The organism is Aridibaculum aurantiacum, from assembly GCF_017355875.1.
Taxonomy (GTDB): Bacteria; Bacteroidota; Bacteroidia; order Chitinophagales; family Chitinophagaceae; genus Segetibacter; species Segetibacter aurantiacus.
On record NZ_JAFEWC010000003.1, the window covers coordinates 629,220 to 645,925 of the forward strand.

The 16,706-nt window shown below is 43.6% G+C and carries 8 protein-coding genes; 4 read left to right on the forward strand and 4 right to left on the reverse strand.

The annotated features are described in order from the left end of the window. Window positions 1-305: 305 nt before the first annotated feature. On the reverse strand, window positions 306-1,298 hold the full coding sequence (locus J4N22_RS16285; RefSeq protein WP_207496374.1) for a beta-ketoacyl-ACP synthase III: 993 nt from the start codon (window positions 1,296-1,298) through the stop codon (window positions 306-308). Between the two features lie 178 nt (window positions 1,299-1,476). Here J4N22_RS16285 and ruvA point away from each other — a divergent pair, with 178 nt between their 5' ends. From ruvA to J4N22_RS16300, 3 genes are all read left to right on the forward strand, one after another. Continuing rightward, the gene (ruvA, locus tag J4N22_RS16290) at window positions 1,477-2,058 is read left to right on the forward strand and encodes a Holliday junction branch migration protein RuvA (protein WP_207496376.1); all 582 of its coding nucleotides are present in this window, start codon (window positions 1,477-1,479) and stop codon (window positions 2,056-2,058) included. An 84-nt stretch (window positions 2,059-2,142) separates the two neighbouring features. After that, window positions 2,143-9,423 carry a T9SS outer membrane translocon Sov/SprA gene (gene sov, locus J4N22_RS16295; RefSeq protein ID WP_207496378.1) on the forward strand — a complete coding sequence of 2,427 codons (7,281 nt, stop codon included), beginning with the start codon at window positions 2,143-2,145 and terminating at the stop codon, window positions 9,421-9,423. 146 nt (window positions 9,424-9,569) lie between these two features. Beyond that, the gene (locus J4N22_RS16300; protein ID WP_207496380.1) at window positions 9,570-12,062 is read left to right on the forward strand and encodes a zinc-dependent metalloprotease; all 2,493 of its coding nucleotides are present in this window, start codon (window positions 9,570-9,572) and stop codon (window positions 12,060-12,062) included. Between the two features lie 75 nt (window positions 12,063-12,137). Here the strand turns inward: J4N22_RS16300 and J4N22_RS16305 are convergent, their stop codons facing one another. The 3 genes from J4N22_RS16305 to J4N22_RS16315 form a co-directional block, all read right to left on the reverse strand. Beyond that, window positions 12,138-13,148 (reverse strand): LLM class flavin-dependent oxidoreductase, encoded by a 1,011-nt coding sequence (locus tag J4N22_RS16305; protein WP_207496382.1) that lies wholly within the window; start codon window positions 13,146-13,148, stop codon window positions 12,138-12,140. Between the two features lie 79 nt (window positions 13,149-13,227). Next, the gene (locus J4N22_RS16310) at window positions 13,228-13,986 is read right to left on the reverse strand and encodes an SDR family NAD(P)-dependent oxidoreductase (RefSeq protein ID WP_207496384.1); all 759 of its coding nucleotides are present in this window, start codon (window positions 13,984-13,986) and stop codon (window positions 13,228-13,230) included. 418 nt (window positions 13,987-14,404) lie between these two features. Next, window positions 14,405-15,775 (reverse strand): dipeptidase, encoded by a 1,371-nt coding sequence (locus J4N22_RS16315; protein WP_207496386.1) that lies wholly within the window; start codon window positions 15,773-15,775, stop codon window positions 14,405-14,407. A 142-nt stretch (window positions 15,776-15,917) separates the two neighbouring features. Between J4N22_RS16315 and J4N22_RS16320 the strand changes: the two genes are divergently transcribed. After that, window positions 15,918-16,574, forward strand: coding sequence for a hypothetical protein (locus J4N22_RS16320; protein WP_207496388.1), 657 nt, complete (start codon window positions 15,918-15,920; stop codon window positions 16,572-16,574). Window positions 16,575-16,706 lie beyond the last annotated feature (132 nt).

Below are 16,706 nucleotides of genomic sequence, written 5' to 3' on the forward strand. Positions count from 1 at the left end.
TATTTACCGAAAGTTCTTTACAGCTTTACTAAATAAAAAAGCCGGTCCCTAAAAAGGGTCCGGCGCATCTCTTTCGAGGAAACTGTACATACCAGTGATACAATATCACCATCATGCGCTGCCTCCAAATCATATTTTTTAAAATAATTCTTACGAGTGGTTATTACGACTGGTGGACGTATAATAAACTTTAGTTGTCTCAAGTATCCAGCATCAACCAATATTCAACATGCATCATCAGCATCCATCTAGTATCCGCCATCCAGTATCCTCTAAGTCATCAGCATCTATCGACCAGCTCTCACCTAATAAGCCCACTTCACCAGCGTTGCTCCCCAGGTGAATCCACCACCAAAAGCTGCCAATACCAGGTTGTCACCTTTTTTCAGTTGGCTTTCCCATTCCCATAAACAAAGAGGAATGGTACCTGATGTAGTGTTGCCATAACGGTGAATATTCAGCATCACCTTTTCGCTGGGTATTCCCATGCGGTTAGCGGTTGCATCAATGATACGCTTGTTAGCCTGATGCGGAACCAGCCATGCAATATCATCGCCTGTTACATTGTTTCTTGTTATCAGTTCATAAGCGGCATCTGCCATTCCCACTACAGCAAATTTAAAAACCGACTGACCTTCCTGGTAAACGTAATGTTCGCGTGCCTGTACGGTTTCTATGGTGGCAGGCTTAACTGAACCACCCGCTTTCATGTGCAGGTACTTTGCGCCACTGCCATCCGATTTCAAAACCGTGTCAACAATGCCAAGTCCTTCTTCATTTGGTTCCAGCAAAACAGCTCCGGCGCCATCACCAAAAAGAATACAAGTAGTGCGGTCGGTATAGTCTATAATCGAACTCATCTTATCGGCACCCACTACTACTACTTTCTTATAACGTCCGCTTTCTATCATGGTAGTTGCCATGGTTACGCCATATAAAAACCCAGAGCATGCTGCACCAAGGTCGAAGCTGAAAGCATTTTTAGCACCTATTTTATCGCAAATTATATTGGCCGTTGCGGGGAAGGTCATGTCGGGCGTAACCGTACAGCATATAAGGCAATCGATCTCCATAGGATCAATCCCACGCTTCTCACACAAGTTCAATACAGCCGGAGCTCCCAGGTCGGATGTGCCTTTGCCTTCTCCTTTCAGGATTCTTCGTTCTTCAATCCCGGTTCTTGATTTTATCCATTCGTCGTTGGTTTCCACCATCGTTTCCAATATCTTATTCGTGAGCCTGTATTCGGGAACATATCCTCCTACACCTGTGATCGCTGCTCTTAGTGTATGCTGCATTTGGGGTTATAAAGATTTAATTCGGCAAATAAAATGATTTCTTTATTCTTGGTTTTGAAATCGGGGGCTAAGGTAGCAGATACTATCCATTTGTGTAGTTGTATCACCAGTACAATAAATAATTATTTGTACTCTGAAACCCTTCGTATATTTTTGATGCCCCCATAAAAACCAGTTAGTGATAGCTTTTGTTAGAGGAAATTTTGCAGTGAAGAACCCGGCCCAGGTAATTGTAGATGTAAATGGGGTAGGGTATGAGTGCCATATAAGTCTAAATACTTATTCAGCTATCAGTGAAAAAGATAACGGGCAGCTTTATACTTATTTGCACATTACAGAAAACAACCAAACCCTGTACGCCTTTGCCGATACGATAGAAAAGGATCTTTTTAAAGAATTGATAAGTGTTTCAGGTGTAGGTGCAGCAACAGCCCGCATGATGTTGTCTGGAATGAGACCTGATGAGATAGTGAAAGCAATTGTGCAAAGCAACGCCAGGCTGTTAGAAAGTATCAAAGGAATAGGCAAGAAAACAGCTGAACGCCTTGTTTTAGAATTGAAAGACAAATTAGCGAAGCAGCATAATGAAAATAAACTTTTATCCGTTATACAGTCTCCAATAGAAACGGATGCTTTGAATGCCCTTATATCACTGGGAATAGCAAGACCTAATGCCGAACAGGCAATTAAGAAGGTGCTGGCATCTTCTGAAAACTTAAACGTTGAAGAACTTATTAAGAAAGCGCTTAAAAACCTATAGCCTATAGATAAGATCTGTACTTAAAAACAGCATTAGATTTTGAGCCGGAGTTACTTTCTTCCATTTATTATTTCACTGCTTTTGATGGTCGCTTCCTGTTGGAGTAGCGGTGCTATTGCACAAACTTCTTCCAATTCCAAGGACACCACACGTTTCCCTATCAACGACAGAAGGGGCGATCCATTTACCTATAATTCAAACAATCCCTTCAACTTTTCTGATACCTCTTATATTAAAAGAGATATTGAATACGATCCGGTTACCAAGCAATATTTCATAGTAGAAAAGATAGGCAACAACTACTACCGCACACCTACTTACCTCACCTTCGAAGAAATGATGCGCTTCAAAGCACGGGAGGCTGAGCGTGAATATTTCCAGAAGAGAGCAAGCACACTGGGTGTACTGAACAGGAAGGTGGAACGACCTCAATTAAAAGTTTACGACAAGCTTTTCAATAGGATCTTTGGTGTTGGTCCCAATGGCTTTAAAGTAGATATACGGCCGCAGGGAAATGTGGACATACTAGCCGGTTACCAGGGACAGAATATTAAGAACCCAACCTTACCTGAAAGAGCCCGCCGCAATGGCGGTTTTGACTTTGATATGAATGCCAACGTGAACGTGATGGCAAACATTGGAGACAAGCTGAAACTTCCTATCAACTATAACACCTTAGCCAACTTCGATTTTGAAAACCAGCTAAAGCTGGATTACAAAGGAATGGATGATGAGATCATCAAATCCATAGAAGCTGGTAATGTATCGTACACCAGTAAAGGAACTTTGATTCCAAGTGCTCAAAGTCTATTTGGTATCAAAACTCAGCTACAATTTGGGCGACTCTTCGTTACTGGTGTATTGGCCAATCAACGTGCACAACGCCAAAACCTGGCGCTGCAAGGTGGTGCCTCTACAGTACGTTTTGAAAAAAGACTGGATGATTATGAGGAGAATAGGCACTTCCTTTTAGGAAATTACTTCAGGGACAACTATAATAAGGCGATGCGAAACCTGCCTGTAGTAAACAGCCAGGTGCAAATACAAAGAATGGAGGTGTGGGTAACCAACCGTACCGGCGCCACCACCGAAACAAGAGACGTAGTAGGTTTTATGGATATTGGTGAAGGCGCACCCTATAATACCAATATTAGGAGCCAGGCAGGTGCGGGTGCTTTGCCAAATAACTCTGCTAACGATTTGTACACTCGTTTGCTCAACGATCCAAACACAAGAAATCCTTCGCTGATCAATAGCCGTTTGCTTTCTATGGGCTTAACGCCGGTAGAGGATTTTGAAAAGACATTTGCCCGCAAGCTGAATCCAAATGAATATTTCTTCAACCCGCAAATTGGTTTCGTATCGCTGAACCAGCAACTACAACCAGATGAAGTATTGGCTGTAGCATATCAATATACTTACAATGGTAAGGTTTACCAGGTAGGTGAATTTTCCCAGGATGTTGCACTAGACTCATCACGCCAGGGTGTACAAAAAGTATTGTTTCTAAAATTATTGAAAGCCACTTCTCAAAGGCCAATGCTTCCTATCTGGCGTTGGATGATGAAGAATGTCTATTCACTTGATCTGCCAGGTGTACAGCGCCAGGATTTTAAACTTAACATTCTTTACGAAGAACCAAGTGGTGGTTTGAAAAGGTTCTTACCAGAAAGTGACCCGGCAGTGGAAGGTCGTCCATTGCTGCGTATACTCAACCTTGACAGGCTGAACAACCAGAACGACCCGATGCCTGATGGTGTATTCGATTATATAGAAGGCTTCACTGTTCTTTCGCAGCAAGGCAAGATCATTTTCCCTTTACTTGAACCTTTTGGTGAAGACCTTGATAGCCTTGCTTTCAGGAACCAACCAGTTCCGCTAAAAGAGAAATATGTTTATTACCAGTTGTACGATTCCATAAAAGCCATTGCACAAACCTTTGCCAACGTGAACCGATACGTGATGCAGGGTTCGGGTAAAGGAAACTCTTCGTCTGAAATATACCTGGGTGCTTTCAACGTACCACCAGGTTCTGTTACAGTTACATCTGGTGGGCAAATACTGCGTGAAGGCGTAGACTTTAGCATTGATTACAATTTGGGAAGTGTCAAGATACTGAACCCGGCTATTTTGAATAGCGGCTTGCCTGTGAATGTGCAGTTTGAGAACAATGCAGGCTTTGGTATGCAGCAACGAAACTTTATGGGCTTGCGCATGGATTACCTGGCCAGTAAAAAACTTTCACTAGGTGCCAGTGTTGTTCGTTTGGGAGAACGACCATTTTTTACCAAGATGAATTATGGCGATGATCCTATTCGTAATACCATGTATGGTCTCGACTTCAATTACCGTACAAATTCTGCCGGCCTGACGAGGTTACTAAATAAGTTGCCGTTTTACAACAGCAATACCATGTCCACAATCAATGCATATGGTGAAGCTGCTTACCTGCAACCGGGTCACCCGCCACAGATTGGAAAAGGCGAGCAGGGACTTATTTATATAGATGACTTTGAAGGAACGCGAAATAGCATAGATCTGCGTTTTCCATTTGTATCATGGGTGATGGCCAGTACGCCACAAAACAATGGCCTATTCCCTGAAGCTACTTTAACGGATAGTGTAGCCTATAACCAAAATAGGGCAAAGCTGGCGTGGTATAATATTGAACCGATACTGCAGGATAAGAACAGTCCTAACAACCCATTGCGCCGCGATCTTGCCAAACTTAGCGATCCACGTGTACGGGCAGTTTCCAACCAGGAACTGTTTCCGCAGCGTACAAATGATCTTGGACAAAACCAGCTGGTGACTTTTGATCTTGCCTATTATCCTACTGAAAGAGGTCCTTATAATTTTGAAAGCAGGGCTAGTCAATTAAATGCTGCCGGTAACCTGGTGAACCCGCGCAACCGTTGGGCGGGTATCATGCGTGCAATAGATCAAACGGATTTTGAGACCAGTAACGTGGAGTTTATTGAATTCTGGGTGCAGGATCCTTTCATCAAAAATACATCAAGCCGCGGTGGTAAATTATACCTGAACCTCGGTACGCTGAGTGAAGATATTTTGAAAGATGGCCGTAGGTTCTTTGAAAATGGACTGCCAACGCCTAATCAGCCTACAGCCGTTGAAAATTCTACATGGGGTAAGGTTCCAGTTAACCCGATACAAGTAACACAGGCATTCAGTAATGACCCTGCTGATCGACAGTTCCAGGATGTAGGTTTGGATGGAATGAATGATACAGAGGAGGTAGCAAGGCATCAACGTTATTTGAATGAACTGGCTACTGTTTTTGGTACATCCTCTACGATTTACCAGCAGGCACTGAACGACCCGAGCAACGATAACTATCGCTGGTACCGCGACGAGCGTTATGATGCCAGCAACACAGATATACTTGGCCGTTACAAGCATTTCAATAATCCTCAAGGCAACTCACCAATAGCGACAGGTAATTCACAATTCAGTCCAGCTGCTACTTTATACCCTGACAACGAAGACCTGAACAGGGACAATACACTGAATGAGTCAGAGGAGTATTACCAGTACATGATAGACCTGAAGCCAGGTATGGACATTGGTGACAAATATATTACTGACAAGCGCGTCATCACTGCGCGTTATGCAGATGGTACTTCCGGTACTGAAAACTGGTACCTGTTCCGTGTACCTATAGCTGATTATGAGCAGCGCGTTGGCAACATTCCAGATTTCAAATCAATACGCTTCATGCGTATGTTCCTTACTGATTTCGAGGAAGAGGTAGTGCTGCGTTTTGCTCGTCTTGACCTTGTTCGTAACCAGTGGAGAAACTTCCAGTTCCAGGTGAATACAACAGGACAATATGTTCCGCTGCCGCGTAGTGCAAACAACAACTTCAATGTACTTGCGGTGAACGTAGAGGAGAACAGCAGCCGTCGTCCGGTTAACTATCTTATTCCTCCTGGAATTGAGCGTGTGCAGCAGTTGAGCAACAATGGTGTAAACCTGTTGCAGAACGAGCAGGCAATGAGTTTTAAACTACGTGATCTGCGTTATGGCGATCCTCGTGGGGCATTCAAAAACATGAACCTTGATATGAGGCAGTATGGTAAACTAAATATGTTCATCCATGCTGAAAGTGTTGTAGGAAGTTCAAACGTGGTAGACGACCAATTACATGCAATTGTTCGTATTGGTAACGACTTTTTAAACAACTACTACGAAATACGTATCCCGCTAAAGGTTACACTGCCGGGGAATTATCCCAATACAGAAACGGGGCAGAAAGCCGTTTGGCCAGAGCCGAACAATCTTGATTTTGACATACAGGAACTGGTACAACTAAAGGTGAGGAGAAATGGCGGACAGATTAACCCTAATGATTTTTACCAGGAAACGATAGGTAATAAATTATTCGCCATAAAAGGAAATCCGAACCTCGGAGAGGTACGAGCTATATTAGTGGGAGTAGAGAACGTGGAAGTGCCTGGCGCTTCGCCTATAGCCAATGCAGAAGTTTGGATAAACGAATTGCGGCTGAGCAAGCTGGATGAACGTGGCGGTTATGCCGCTACCGGAAGAGTAGATGTAGGCCTCGCCGACCTTGGAACTGTATCGGTAGCTGCCAATATGTATACCGCCGGGTTTGGTACCTTGGAGCAAAGGGTAAATGAAAGAGCACGGGAAAACTTCAAACAATTTGATGTGGCCGCCAACCTGGAAATGGGTAAGCTATTGCCTAAAGCACTCAACCTTTCCGTTCCGCTTTATGCGAGCATCAACCAAACCATTCGTACACCTGAATACGATCCATACGATCTTGATATAAAGCTGAGGGATAAACTGAATTACTCTGGTAACAAAAGAGACTCTATTCGTACGGCTGCCATTGATAGAACGACTATCAAAACAATCAACCTTACCAATGTGCGTATCATGCCTTCTGGCAATAAGGTGCGTCTGTGGAGCCTGAGCAATTTTGACGTCAGCTATTCCTTCATAAAATTTGAGCAAACAAGTCCGCTCATTCTAAAGAACGATGTGGTAAAGCATCGTGGAGGATTTGGTTATACCTATAACAACCAGCCAAAGTATTGGGAGCCGTTCAAGAACGTCATTAAATCGCGTTCTCCATGGTATGGATTGATCCGTGATCTGAACTTCAATCCAACGCCATCTCTGATTGGTTTCCGTGCTGATCTAAACAGGCAGTTCGGCGAATTTGTGCCGCGAATTGTAAACAGTTTCGACAACAAAGTGGAAAGAGTAGATACTACCTGGGATAAGTTCTTCACCTTCGACAGGTACTACAATATGCGTTGGGATCTTACCCGTGGATTGAACCTGGATTTCTCTGCAGTTAACAATGCACGTATCGATGAGCCACAAGGAAGAATTGACACACGTCCTAAAAAGGATACAGTCCGTGACAACCTGTTGAGTGGTGGAAGGAATACGCTATACCAGCAGCGTGCTATTGCCAGCTACAACCTGCCATTAAGTAAAATACCTTTTGCTGATTGGATCAATGCCCGTTATAGCTATACAACCACGTACAACTGGATTGGTGCAAGTCGCTTGGCTATCGATCTTGGGAATACAATAGAGAACAGCCAGGAGAACAACATCAATGGAGAATTTGATTTCACCAGGTTGTATATGAAGAGCCGCTTCTTTAGGTCATTAGACAATGCTGCAGCACCGCAGCAACCACGTAATAGGGAAAAGGGTAAACCAGGTGTTCAAGGTGGCGATGCAAGTGCCGCTAACGCAGGAAATCCAGATAAGCAATTGGAGAAGCCATCTACATTACCAACACGCCAGGAAGTAATAGAAGGAAAAACAGGTAAAGAAAAGCGGATGGCGCTGCGCAAATGGAGAAGGCAACGCCGCGATGAACGCCGTGAGCGCAGGCAGCTAAGGCAGGCCCAGCCAATGGATATTGGTGGTGTAGCCAAAGCCGGTGGTCGTTTGTTGACAATGGTTAAAAGAGCCAGCATAAACTATGGCGAGAACTATAGAAGCCGCGTTCCGGGCTATACCGATAGCACCAGGGCATTAGGTCAAAACTGGAATACCATGGCTCCGGGTTTGGATTATGTTTTCGGAAAACAACCCGACACCAGCTGGCTGAATGATAAAGCAGCAAGAGGATTGATCACCCGTGATACTACGTTCAACTTTATGTTCAGGCAGAGCCTTGACCAGAAGCTGAGCATCACTGCACAGATAGAACCGATCAGGGAATTCACTATTGACCTTAACCTCGATAAAACCTTTACCAAGGATTATACTGAGCAATTCAAAATGGTTTCTCCTGATAGTGGTTTCCAACACCTGAGCCCATTGGCAACAGGAGGTTTCCAGGTTTCTTATATCGCCTTTAAAACGTTGTTCAATAAGAACAGCCCGACAGAGGTGTCTGAAACTTTCAAGAAGTTTGAAGGTTACAGGCTCACTTTATCAGAAAGATTGGCCAAGGCAAATCCTTACCACCAGCAGCTTGGCTTAGGCCGTGATGCAGATGGCTTCTTCCGTGGTTATGGCAGGTACGCGCAGGATGTATTGATACCTTCCTTCCTGGCTGCTTATACAGGTAAAGACCCGCAGTCGGTGGCGCTGATTGAACAATCAAACCCGAACATTAAGTCTAATCCATTCAAAGGAATCAAGCCTTTGCCGAACTGGCGGATGACCTATACTGGTTTAACTCGTATACCTGCACTTGCTGCTAACTTTAGTGCTATCAGCATCACGCATGGTTACAATGGTAGCCTGGGTATGAACAGCTTTAGCAGTGCCTTGTTGTACACTGATCCGTTCAGGTATTTTGCACCTGGATTTGTTGACTCAGTGTCAGGTAATTTTGTTCCTTACTTCCTGGTTCCAAACATTACCATCCAGGAATCATTCAGCCCGTTACTAGGTGTTGACATCACAACAACCGGACAGATGAACGCCAGGTTTGAATACAAGAAAAGCAGGCAGCTAAGCCTAAGCCTGGTAGATTACCAACTGAGCGAGGTGAACAGTACTGAATATACCTTTGGCGCAAGCTGGAGAAAACGTGGCTTTAACCTGCCGTTCAAGATACCTTTTACTAAGGGTAAGAAACTGGAGAACGACGTTAGCTTCAGGATGGACTTTAGCATTCGTGACGACGCTACCAGCAATAGCCGGTTAGACCAGAACAACTCGTTCAGTACAGGTGGTCAAAAAGTTGTTACCATACAACCATCCGTTGACTATGTATTGAACAACAGGGTGAACATTAAATTCTATTTTGATCAACGAAGAGTGATCCCTTATATATCTACATCTGCACCTATTACCAATACAAGGGCAGGTATCCAGCTAAGGGTGTCACTGGCACAATAATCGAAAGGCTCGCTTCGGCGGGCCTTTTTTCTTTGCCACATTTTGCAAGCTTTCTCCTCCAGGTTTTCTTCTATTTATTGTTTTTAAAATGAAGCTGCTTCTGCTGTACAGCTTTTTCATAATTTACCATCTTTAAAAAGTAGTAAATGAGAAATAGATCATTGATTGTAATCACTGGTTTTGCAATGGCTTTGGCAGCGTCGTGTTCAGTAACGCAACAACCGCCGCCAACACCAACACCGCCTGCCCGTTCTGCAGATACCACTGCACGCGCAGCAGCCACAGCTCGAACCGGTGTTAGGGGTTATTCACAGGTGATAACAAAGGATGCTATCACCGACAGTGGCTTGTTCAACGTGCATAAGGTAGCCGATAAATGGTATTTTGAAGTGCCGGATAGCTTGCTACGCCGCGACCTGTTATGGATCACCCGTTTTGCTGCCATTCCTTCTGGTTTAGGTGGTGGTTTTGTAAATGCGGGATCATCTGTAAACGAACAAATGGTGGTGTGGGAAAAAGTTGACAACCGCATTTTGCTGAGGAGCAAATCAACATCCAATTTTTCTGCTGATTCATTGCCGATAAATATATCAGTGCAGGCAAACAACTACATGCCCATTATTTACGCTTTTGATATAGCAGCAGTAGGTAGAGACTCGCAATCGTACGTGATTGATGTAAGCAGGTTTTTCTTAAGCGATGTAAAAGCCATCAGTGGTATAACAGCTGCTATGCGCCGCGATTACAAAGTAACCAGGCTGGATGAAACACGCAGTTTCATCAGTAGCATGAAGAGCTTTCCGATGAACGTGGAAATAAGGCAAGACCTGAGTTATGATGCCGCTGAGCCGCCTACCAATGCTGCGGCTGGCACCATCAGTGTGTTAATGAACCAATCGATGGTTTTGCTGCCGCGTGTTCCTATGCAGCCCCGCATCAACGACTACAGGGTAGGCTACTTCAATGTGAACAGGATAGACTACGGCAGTGAAGCTTATAAAGCAGATAATGTATCGTACATACGCAGGTGGCGTTTAGAACCCAAAGATGTGGCTGCATACCGCAGAGGTGAACTGGTGGAGCCTGTAAAACCTATCGTTTATTATCTTGATCCTGCTACGCCTGCTAAGTTGCGTCCGTATATCAAAGCTGGAGTAGAAGCATGGCAAAAGGTATTTGAAACAGCAGGTTTCAAAAATGCTATTCTTGCCAAAGATCCTCCTACACCACAGGAAGATCCTGATTTCAATCCTGAAGATGTTCGTTATTCAGTGATAAGATATGTTGCCAGTACAACACGCAATGCTGTTGGTCCAAGTGTATCGGATCCGCGCAGCGGCGAGATAATAGAAAGTGATATTATCTGGTATCACAATCACCTTCGCTCTTATAGAAACAGGTACCTCCTTGAAACGGGTGCAGCTAATCCAAGTGCTCGTACACTTAACACGCCCATAGAAGACCTGGGTGAAATGATGAAGTATGTGATCACCCATGAAATTGGTCACGCTCTTGGTTTGCCTCATAACATGAAGGCCAGTGCGGCTTATCCTACGGATTCATTGCGGAGCGCCAGCTTTACAAACAAGTTTGGCATAGCTGCTACTATCATGGATTATGCACGTTTTAATTATGTAGCGCAACCAGGTGATAAAGGTGTTCGGTTTGTAAGACAACTTGGACCTTACGATCATTATGTTATTAACTGGGGTTACCGTTATCTACCTGATGCACGCTCTGCACAAGAAGAGATTCCTACACTTAGCAAATGGATAGAAGAAAAAAGTGGCGATCCGATTTACCGCTTTGGCAGTGGAGAAAGTTTTGACCCTGAAAGCCAGACGGAAAACATAGGCGACGATCCAATTAAGGCAAGTACGTATGCTATAAAAAACTTGAAAGTTGTTGCTGGTAAATTATATGATTGGACTGCTGCAGAAACCAACGATTACGAAGATCTTTCTGAATTGTATGGTGAACTTACATCTACATTGAGCAGGTACATAGGTCATGTGGTTACCAATATTGGAGGTGTAAAGAATGAGCGACTGAAGCCAAACCAGAAGGGAAATATTTATACACCTGTACCAGCAAGCGAACAAGCTGCTTCTATGAATTGGCTGCTTGCTAATGCCTTTGCATCGCCTGATTGGTTGCACCAGGCAAAGATCGTCCGCAATATCCATCATGCTAATCATGTAGATAATATCCGCAGCCTGCAGGTGAGGCATCTAAATTCACTATTATCTGCTGAAAGGCTAACACGCCTTACAGAGAATGATATTCACAACGTGAACTACAATGCCAATACGATGATCACCCAGCTGCAAAGCGGTATCTGGAAAGAGTTGGCAAGCGGCAGCAAGATCGACATCTACAGGAGGAACCTGCAGAAGGCTTATATAGAACGTATGGCATTTTTACTTGCAGAACAACCCGCTACTGCCACTGCAACAAGAGCAAGTGCAACACCTGTAAATGTTAGCCAGAGTGATATACTTTCAATAGTGAGGGCGCAGCTGGTAAGACTATCTCAACAGCTAAAAGCTGCTAGTGGAAAGCATCAGAATGATCTTACACGTTTTCATATTGATGACTCTATTGCGCGGATAGACAGGATACTTAATCCAAATAAATAAACCAAGGATGTAAAGGAAAAGCAGCTGTGCATGATGCAACAGCTGCTTTTTTATTTGTGTAAATTGAAAAGAGGTTTAGCCTTGATTCTTGAAAATGTCTGCAACTATTTCCATGCTTTTTATTCTTGCTGCCTGGTCGTAAATATGAGCTGCAATCATCAGTTCATCAACACCGGTAGCGGCTACAAATTTTTCTAATTCTTCTTTTACAGTTGCACGGCTTCCTACAAAACGATAGTGCATCATATGCTCTACCGCTGCCTGCTCTTGTGTCGACCATAGATCTTCCATAGAAGCAACAGGTGGTTGAAGCGGTCTGCGTTTATCTTTTATCAAACCTAACGCAAGCATATAAAGAGAAGTAGCCAGTCGTTGTGCTTCTTCGTCTGTATCGGCAGCTATAACATTTACACATGCCATGCTGTATGGCTGCTGCAAATGCTGCGATGGCTTGAACCTGTCGCGGTAAACCTGCAGTGCATCCATTAAGTAAGTAGGAGCAAAGTGAGAGGCAAATGCATAGGGAAGACCAAGCATGGCAGCCAGTTGTGCACCATAAGTACTGGAGCCAAGTATCCACACTGGTACGTTGGTATTCTGTCCTGGTACAGCATGCACTTTAGCTTCCGGTTGCTTTGGCCCCAGGTAGTTCATCAGCTCTACCACATCGTTGGGAAATTCATCTACATCGCCTTTGCGCTCTCTTCGTAGTGCCCACGATGTAAGCGGATCGGTACCCGGTGCACGACCTACACCAAGGTCTATTCTGCCGGGATATAATGAGGCTAGTGTTCCAAATTGTTCGGCTATAATAAGTGGAGCATGATTGGGTAACATAATGCCACCTGAACCTACCCGAATGGTAGAAGTGCCGCCGGCTATATAACCTATTAAAACAGCAGTAGCTGCACTAGCCACGCTTTCCATGTTATGGTGTTCTGCAAACCAATAGCGGGTAAAGCCAAGTCGCTCTGCATGCTGTGCCGATTCCAGGCTTTTCCTGAAGGCGTCTGATGCTGTATCTCCTTCAACTATGGTTGCCAGGTCTAATACAGAAACAGGTATGTCTGAAAGTTTTTTTGCCATTACTTAAAAAGGATGAGATGCTGCTAATATCGTTCCAGTAGAACAACAGCACGATGTAAAAGAATGGCAAGCAATGCGATTATTCTTTGTGAAGATGTACAGAATTGGCTTGTGCAGTGCAGGTGATCACCATATCGTTGATGCATACATGCGGTGGAAGCGTAGCGCAATACCAGGCAATATCGGCAACGTCCTCAGCAAAGAGTGGCGTATAACCATTATATATTGAACGAGCCTTGTCTTCATCGCCTTTGAAACGAACCAATGAAAATTCGGTATCTGCAGCGCCGGGATGAAGTGCGGTTACTTTTATTTTATGTGGAAGAAGGTCTATCCGTAAAGATTTATTCAAAGCATCTACAGCAAATTTAGAAGCGCAGTACACATTGCCTTTTTCATATACTTCTTTACCAGCTATAGAACCTATATTGATGATGTGACCATGCTGGCGTTTCACCATGTTTCCTACAACTGCTTTTGTTACATAGATCAAACCTTTTACATTGGTGTCTATCATGGTTTCCCAATCTCCTAAATTGCCTTCATCAAAAGGATCGCGGCCAAGAGCAAGACCAGCATTGTTTACCAGTACATCTATATCTTTCCACTCTTCAGGAAGGTTGGTAAGATTTTGAAAAACCTCATCTTTTTTCTGTACATCAAAAACAAGGCTTAGCACCCTTACCTGGTGTTTTTCACGAATTTCATCAGCTATGGCATGAAGCCTGTCGGCACGACGGCCGGTAATGATACAGTTCCATTTTCCTGCAGCGAATTTCTCTACTATGGCTTTACCAAAACCCGATGTGGCGCCGGTTATAAGTACGATCTTTTCCATGACTGCGAAGGTAGGTTGGGATGGAGAATTTTAGATTTTAGATTGAAGATTGAAGTTGATTTTTGATTTTAGATTGATGATTGCGGATTTAAAATTGAAGATTGCGGACTTATGATTTCGGACTTGTAGTTGCGGATTTATGATTTTGGTTAATAAGTTTCTGTCTGCAGGAGCTACTTGCATCCATGCAGCTTTATGAAATCGTGAAAAGCATTGGGCGTAGCCCAAACCTGTTTGTAGCAAAATATTTCTATGGCATTAGCAAATTGGGCGTAGCCCAATCCTAAAACACTTCGCTACTATTGATCCTACTGTTGAACGGAGCGTCGCAACAACTGCTGCTATTGGTCCTGCTGTTGGTTAAAACAAAAAATCCCACAACATACGCTGTGGGATTATCTAAAATTTATGTACGGAACTACTTCTTCAAATCAGCGTAGAACTGGTGGAAGTAAGGAATAGTTTCGATGCCTTTGTAAAAGTTTGCAATGTCGAATTTCTCGTTCGGGCTGTGCAGGTTGTCGCTGTCAAGACCAAAGCCAAGGAAGATGGTTTTAAGACCAAGAACACTTTCGAACAACGAGGTAATAGGAATACTTCCACCACCACGAACAGGAACAGGTTGCTTATTAAAAGTTGCTTCAATTGCCTTAGCAGCTGCCTGGTATTCTATACTGTCAACAGGTGTCAGGTAAGGATCGCCACCATGATGTTCTTCGGCCTTAACCGTGATGTATGGCGGCGCGATTGATTGAAGGTGATTGATGACAAGCTCGGTGATCTTTTTGCTCGTTTGATTTGGAACAAGACGGCAGCTGATCTTAGCAAATGCTTTAGAAGGAAGAACTGTCTTGGCACCTTCTCCTGTGTATCCACCCCAAATACCATTTACTTCAAGCGTAGGACGAATGCCTGTGCGCTCATTGGTAGAATAACCTTTTTCTCCCCACAGTTCCTGCACACCAAGATCTGTTTTGTATTCTTCTTCATCATAAGGAGCCTTGGCCATCTCTGCTCTTTCTGCATCGGAAGACTCCAGCACATCATCATAAAAACCAGGAATGGTAATGTGGTTGTTTTCGTCGTGCATGCTTGCTATCATCTTAGCCAAAATAGTAATAGGGTTGGCTACTGCACCACCATATACGCCGCTATGCAAGTCACGATTAGGGCCTGTTACTTCTACTTCTATGTAAGTAAGTCCGCGTACACCAACATCAAGGCTTGGGTTTTCCAAGCTGATCATTGCTGTGTCGCTTATCAGTATCACATCTGCCTGCAGCATCTCTTTCTTCTCCTGGATAAAGGTTGCCAGGTTTGGACTTCCTACCTCTTCTTCACCTTCTATAATGAACTTAACATTGGTAGGAAGAGAATTGGTCTGCACCATTGTTTCCAGTGCTTTGATGTGCATGTAGAACTGGCCTTTATCGTCGCATGCGCCACGTGCATAGATCTTACCATCTTTAATCACTGGTTCAAAAGGTCCGCTGTGCCACAGGTTAAGAGGATCAGCAGGCTGTACATCGTAGTGTCCGTATACAAGCACGGTAGGTTTGGATGGGTCTATAATCTTTTCTCCGTAAACTACAGGGTGACCTGCGGTTGGAAATATTTCTACTTTATCTGCGCCAGCTTCCAGTAATTTTTCTTTTACTGCTTCGGCACATTTAGCCATATCATCTTTGTGTTCGCTTCGTGCGCTTATACTTGGAATGCGCAGCAGTTCCAATAACTCGTTTAAGAATTTATCCTTGTGTTGGTCCTGGTAATCTTTCCATGCCTGCATGGTTATGTTTTTTTAGCGATGAATAAAAAAATACAATGGCTGCGAATATACTGAGTATAGCACGAGTGAAAAAAGCTAGTAGCTCATCCACCACCTATAGCAGAATAATCTATCTTTAATCTATCTGTTTAAACCTATACATATGAAGATCTATTTTTATGCGGTCATTTTGGTTGCAATAACATCCATGGCTGGTAGTTGTAAAAAAAATACCGATGCAACTGCTTCTGCTAATTTTGGTCCGCTTACTGCAGGTAGCTCCTGGACTTACCGCTCTACCACTGATGGTGGCCCGCCATCCAATTATACTATTACTGCTACCAATAGGGATACACAAGTAAACAACAGAACATACAGGGTGCTTACCACCAGTACCGGCGAAAATCAATATCGCAACAAAAGCGGCAATGAGTATTATGACTTTGGTACTATCACCGACCTTAATGTTCAGCTTGAGCAACTTTACCTGAAGGATAACGCGGCTGTCAATGCAACATGGAAATCTACAGTACCTTTTACAGTACCGCAGTTTCCTGTAACCTTTACGGCTACTATGCTTTATACCATTAAAGAGAAAGGTATATCCCGTACTGTTAATGGTGTAAACTTTAGTAATGTGATCAGGGTAGGATTAGATGTATCTGTAGAGCCATCTATAGGAAAGATAGTGGATGCGGATATGTATTACGCAGCCGGTGTAGGACTAATAGAAAGCCGCTATGTTGTTCAGTCTATACCATTAGCAGGAATAAGTGGATCTACTACCACTGAAGTACTTACATCCTATACGATTAAGTAAATCAAAAATTTCTGGTAAAACGTTTTGACGTTACACTTTAGCACTTAATTTCGCTGTCAAGATTGCACAGCCATCTATCAGCCTTTGTCGTTTCTTCTCAGCTTGAAAAACTAATTTGAGAAGTTACTACAG